At 68.9% G+C, this 222-nt stretch carries 1 protein-coding gene; it reads right to left on the bottom strand.

Annotated features, from left to right (window positions below):
- On the bottom strand, positions 1-222 hold a 222-nt coding region (locus HC028_RS26910), incomplete at both ends, for a flagellin N-terminal helical domain-containing protein (RefSeq protein ID WP_476742334.1).

Consider the following 222-nt stretch of genomic DNA (forward strand, 5'->3'; position numbering starts at 1 on the left):
CTCGGTCAGGGCACCGTCGGCGGTCTGCACGACGTTGACGCCGTCCTGGGCGTTGCGCGCCGCGACCTGGAGGCCACCGATCTGGGCCTGCAGGCCCTGGCTGATCGACAGGCCGGCCGCGTCGTCGGCGGCCTTGTTGATCCGAAGACCCGAGGAGAGGCGCTCCAGCGAGTTCTTCATGGACTTGTCGGTGGTGGCGAGGTTGCGGTACGCGTTCATCGC

This window comes from Planosporangium flavigriseum, assembly GCF_011947225.1.
In the GTDB taxonomy this organism is placed as follows: Bacteria; Actinomycetota; Actinomycetes; order Mycobacteriales; family Micromonosporaceae; genus Planosporangium; species Planosporangium flavigriseum.